Here is a 4,209-nt window from a genome sequence, read left to right as displayed (position 1 = left end):
CTGTTCGGGTGAGGCCCGGCCGGATGACTCCGGCCGGGCCTCTCGCGTACGGCGCACCCTCCCGGCCCCCGAACCGGGAGGGGTCGCCACATCATGGGAGCGACATGACAGGCTCATGGCGAACGTGCCGCGTGGCTTGAATATTACCCCTCCCGGAAGGTCCTTCTGACGTTCCGGTTAGGTGCATACGGCCGGTAAATCGCCTGCTGATGGCGGTGGTTGAGGATAGAACCACATCTTCCGCTCCGGCGTGGCGAAGATCTTCGGCCACTGGCCAGACGCACTACCGACCGGTAGCCTCTGGCGCCATGTTCGCTGCCTACGCCGCCCGAATCGACCGTGACCAGCCGCTGAGCGGCCTCGTGCTGGGCGACCGCCCGGCACCCGAGGCCCGCCCCGGCTGGGTGACCGTCAACGTCCGCGCCGCCTCCCTCAACCACCACGACCTGTGGTCGTTGCGCGGAGTCGGCCTGGGCCAGGACAAACTCCCGATGATCCTCGGCTGCGACGCCGCCGGGACCGACCAGGACGGCAACGAGGTCGTCCTGCACTCCGTGATCGGCCAGAGCGGCCACGGGGTCGGCCCGGACGAGCCGCGCTCGATCCTGACCGAGCGCTACCAGGGGACCTTCGCCGAGCAGGTGACCGTCCCCGCCTGGAACGTGCTGCGCAAGCCCGCCGGACTCTCCTTCGAGGAGGCCGCCTGCCTGCCGACGGCCTGGCTGACGGCCTACCGGATGCTCTTCACCAACGCCGGGGTGCGCCCGGGCGACTCGGTGCTCGTCCAGGGCGCCGGCGGCGGGGTCGCCACCGCCGCCATCGTCCTGGGCCGGGCGGCGGGCCTGCGGGTCTTCGCCACCAGCCGCGACGAGGCCAAGCGCAAGCGGGCCGTGGAGCTGGGCGCCCTGGAGGCGTACGAGCCGGGCGCCCGGCTGCCGCAGCGGGTGGACGCGGTGATCGAGACCGTCGGCGCGGCGACCTGGTCGCACTCGGTGAAGTCCCTGCGCCCCGGCGGGACCCTGGTGATCTCGGGCGCCACCAGCGGCGACCGGCCGGCGCACGCCGAGCTGACCCGGATCTTCTTCCTGGAACTGAAGGTGGTGGGCTCCACCATGGGCACGAAGGACGAGCTGGAGGACCTGCTGTCCTTCTGCGAGACCACCGGAGTACGGCCCGTCATCGACGAGGTGCTGCCGCTGGACCGGGCGCGCGAGGGCTTCGAGAAGCTGGAGGCGGGAGACCTCTTCGGCAAGATCGTCCTCACGGTCTGACGATCCGCCGGCCGGCCGCCCGTTTGTCAATCAGGGTTGACACTCCTCCCGCGTCAACCTAGATTGACATGCATGACGGAAGCCACCGACCTCGCCGAACGGGCCGGAGACCAGGACCCCCGCGTGGGCCTGCGCGCCGTGACCGCCCTCCGCAGGCTGCTGGAGCAGCTGGAGGCCGTACAGGTGCGCAGCGCCCGCGCGCAGGGCTGGTCCTGGCAGGAGATCGCGGCCGAGCTGGGCGTCAGCCGGCAGGCCGTACACAAGAAGTACGGGAGGCTCTGATGTTCGAACGCTTCACCCGGGACGCCCGCGACGCGGTGACGGGGGCCGTGGACGAGGCCCGCCGGGCCGGGGCCGCCACGGTCGCCGAGGAGCACCTGCTGCTCTCCCTGCTGGCCCTCGGCGCCCTGGACCCGCTCGGCGTGGACCGGGCGGCGGTGTCCGCGGACCTCGCGGTGTCCCGCCGCCGGGGCGGGATGTCGCGGGCCGACGAGGAGGCCCTCGCGGGCCTCGGCATCGACCTCGACGGGATCGTCTCCCGCGTCGAGGAGGCCCACGGCGCGGGCGCCCTGTCCGCCCCGGAGCCGCGCCGCCGGACCCTGGGCTCCTCGCTCCGCTCGGCCCTCGGCCGGCCGGAAGCGGACCGGGGGCACGTCCCGTTCACCCAGGGCTCGAAGAAGGTCCTGGAGCAGTCCCTGCGCATCGCGCTGGGCCGCGAGGACCGGCACATCTCGACCCTGCACCTGCTGCTGGCCCTGCTGTCCCGGCCGGGCGCGGTCTCCGAGGTCCTCGCGGACCACGGGGTCACCTACGCCACGGCCGAGACGGGCCCGGCCGCCTGAACGGCGCCGTTACGCGCCGGGGCGCAGCCCCGCCTCGATGCGGGCGGCGGCCGCGGCCAGGTGGGCGCGGGTCTCGGCCAGCTGGGCGGGGGTCACGCCGTGGTCGCGGGCGGCGTCGCGGACGTCGTCGCGGAAGCGGTCCAGCAGCCGGTCCAGGTCCCGCGACGGGTCGGCGGTCGGCGTCAGGTCCTCGGCCCAGCCGGCGCCCGAGGGCCCCGGGGCACTGGCCGAAGGCGCCGCGGTGCCGTTCGCGGCGGAACCGCCGCCCAGCCAGGCCCCGGCCAGGCTGCCGAGGACCCCGCCCGACTTCGAGAACTGCTCCTGGAGCTGGGCGGCGATCCGCTGGACCTCCTCGCGGGCCCGCTCCTGGGCCTCCTTGGCCTGGCGGCGGGCCTGCTGGGCCTCCTCGCGGGCCCGGCGGCTCTCGTCCTTCGCCCGGCGCGCCTGCTCCTTCCACTCCTGCTTCGCCTTGCGGAGCTCCTCCTTGGCGGCCTTCCAGGACTCGTCCTCGACCTGGGTCGCCGTAGCGGAGGCCGCGGCCCGCATCTCGCGCCGCAGGTCACCGGCGGCGCCCCGGACGTCGTCACGGATCTCGGCGGCCAGTTCGGAGACGGAGTCGCGGATCTCCAGCTCCAGGTCGGCCAGTTCACCGCCGCGGTCGGCCAGTTCGGCGCGGCCCGCCTCGGTGATGGAGTACACCTTGCGCCCGCCTTCGGTGGCGTACGTGACGAGCCCCTCCGCCTCCAGCTTGGCCAGCCGGGGGTACACGGTGCCCGCGGAGGGCGCGTAGAGGCCCTGGAAGCGCTCCTCCAGCAGGCGGATCACCTCGTAGCCGTGGCGGGGTGCCTCGTCCAGCAGCTTGAGGAGGTAGAGGCGGAGGCGGCCGTGGGCGAAGACGGGCGGCATGTCAGAGCACCTTCTTGTCGAGCTGGAGGGGCGCGGGGGCGTCGGCGTCGGCCTGCGGGCGGCGCAGGAGGGCGATGGCCCCCGAGACGGTCGTGGCGCGCAGGGTGCCCGCGCCCGTGCCGAGGGTGCCGGTGATCCGCTTGGCGCCGAGCTGGCCGGAGACGCGCAGGTCCTCGAAGGCGTTGGAGACGCCGCCGGTGGCGGTGTTGGCCTCGACCTTGGCGTCGGCGGGGTGCGGCAGGCGGATCGCGACCTCGCCGGACACGGAGTTGAGGAAGATGTCCACGGGCCGGGGCGCGTCCGGCTCGGGGGCGAGGTCGATGAGCATGTCCCCGCTGACCGAGTCGGCCCGTACGCCGCCGCCCGAGCCGTCGACCACCGTCAGCCCGCCGGAGACCGAGCGGAAGCCGAGCTCACCGGTGAGGGACTGGGCCTCGACGCTGCCGGAGACGGTGTGCGCCTTGACCCGGCCGGAGAGCCCGACGAGGGTCGCGTCGCCCGAGACGCCGTTGACGTCGGTGGCGCCGGCGATCCCGGAGACGAAGGCGGTGGCGCTGACCGCAGCCAGCTGGACGCGGGTGGCGGCGGGGACGGTCAGCGTCACGGTGACGCTGCGCTCCCAGGCCTTGCGGCCGTCTTCGGAGGCGCCGGACCAGGCCTTCCAGGGCTTGCGCTCGAACCACTGCTTGAAGCCCTGGGTGCCGTTCCAGGGGAGGTCTTCGTAGGACAGGGTGAGGGTGTCGCCCTCCTGGACCACGTGCAGCGGCGGTCCGTCGACCTCGGCGACCTCCAGGCGGGCCGGTCCCCCGTCGGCGGCGGCCACCACGTTCACCGTGCCGCCGACGACACGGACGCGCAGGTCGGTCACCGGCTGCTCGAAGGCGATCTTCTGCGGTGCGGCGACGGACCACGTCATCTGCTCTGCCATGGTGCTGCTCCTCCTCGTGGGCGACGCACGCAACATATCGCGTCTTCTGTAGAACACGATATATCGCGGCAGGGGGAAGTCAAGCACCGGACGACATGGCTCGACCCCCGCCGGTGGCGGGGGTCGGGTGAAGGGGCGAGAGGGGCCGGGCTTGCGGGAAGCGTTCGTCGTGGCGTCGCTTGAGGTCGTACCCATGGCTGGGACCCGCGGCGAGCAGGCCGAGCAGGATGTGACGGGTGCTCATGGAGATCAGTATGCACTG

The 4,209-nt window shown here is 73.4% G+C and carries 5 protein-coding genes and 1 pseudogene; 3 read left to right on the top strand and 3 right to left on the bottom strand.

Going from position 1 to position 4,209, the window contains the following annotated elements; translation table 11 throughout:
• Positions 1 to 308: 308 nt before the first annotated feature.
• The 3 genes from ACFV0Q_RS39080 to ACFV0Q_RS39070 all read left to right on the top strand — a co-directional run bounded on the left by ACFV0Q_RS39080 (position 309) and on the right by ACFV0Q_RS39070 (position 2,113).
• Entirely contained in the window at positions 309 to 1,271 is a 963-nt protein-coding gene (locus ACFV0Q_RS39080; protein WP_385012531.1) for a zinc-binding dehydrogenase, read from the top strand.
• A gap of 72 nt (positions 1,272 to 1,343) precedes the next feature.
• Complete coding sequence (locus ACFV0Q_RS39075) at positions 1,344 to 1,553, top strand: helix-turn-helix domain-containing protein (RefSeq protein WP_266784673.1); 210 nt, start codon at positions 1,344 to 1,346, stop codon at positions 1,551 to 1,553.
• A complete protein-coding gene (locus ACFV0Q_RS39070) occupies positions 1,553 to 2,113 on the top strand; it encodes a Clp protease N-terminal domain-containing protein (RefSeq protein WP_385012529.1) in 561 nt (186 codons plus the stop codon). The genes ACFV0Q_RS39075 and ACFV0Q_RS39070 overlap by 1 nt, the downstream gene beginning before the upstream one ends.
• 9 nt (positions 2,114 to 2,122) lie before the next feature.
• On the opposite strand, the gene ACFV0Q_RS39065 is transcribed toward ACFV0Q_RS39070, so the two are convergent.
• The 3 genes and pseudogenes from ACFV0Q_RS39065 to ACFV0Q_RS39055 form a co-directional block, all read right to left on the bottom strand.
• A complete protein-coding gene (locus ACFV0Q_RS39065) occupies positions 2,123 to 3,019 on the bottom strand; it encodes a helix-turn-helix transcriptional regulator (RefSeq protein ID WP_385012527.1) in 897 nt (298 codons plus the stop codon).
• A gap of 1 nt (position 3,020) precedes the next feature.
• A complete protein-coding gene (locus ACFV0Q_RS39060; protein WP_385012525.1) occupies positions 3,021 to 3,947 on the bottom strand; it encodes a DUF4097 domain-containing protein in 927 nt (308 codons plus the stop codon).
• Positions 3,948 to 4,083: 136 nt separating this feature from the next.
• Positions 4,084 to 4,191 (bottom strand): annotated as a pseudogene (locus ACFV0Q_RS39055) (PadR family transcriptional regulator); the annotation flags it as partial.
• Positions 4,192 to 4,209: the final 18 nt, after the last annotated feature.

This window comes from Streptomyces sp. NPDC059564 (genome assembly GCF_042735575.1).
Lineage (GTDB): Bacteria > Actinomycetota > Actinomycetes > Streptomycetales > Streptomycetaceae > Streptomyces.
This window is presented reverse-complemented; position numbering and strand designations above follow the sequence as displayed.

Coding starts and splice junctions, on each gene's coding strand:
- ACFV0Q_RS39070 (WP_385012529.1), top strand. CDS start 1,553: ATGTTCGAACGCTTCACCCGGGACGCCCGCGACGCGGTGACGGGGGCC.
- ACFV0Q_RS39080 (WP_385012531.1), top strand. CDS start 309: ATGTTCGCTGCCTACGCCGCCCGAATCGACCGTGACCAGCCGCTGAGC.
- ACFV0Q_RS39065 (WP_385012527.1), bottom strand. CDS start 3,019: ATGCCGCCCGTCTTCGCCCACGGCCGCCTCCGCCTCTACCTCCTCAAG.
- ACFV0Q_RS39075 (WP_266784673.1), top strand. CDS start 1,344: ATGACGGAAGCCACCGACCTCGCCGAACGGGCCGGAGACCAGGACCCC.
- ACFV0Q_RS39060 (WP_385012525.1), bottom strand. CDS start 3,947: ATGGCAGAGCAGATGACGTGGTCCGTCGCCGCACCGCAGAAGATCGCC.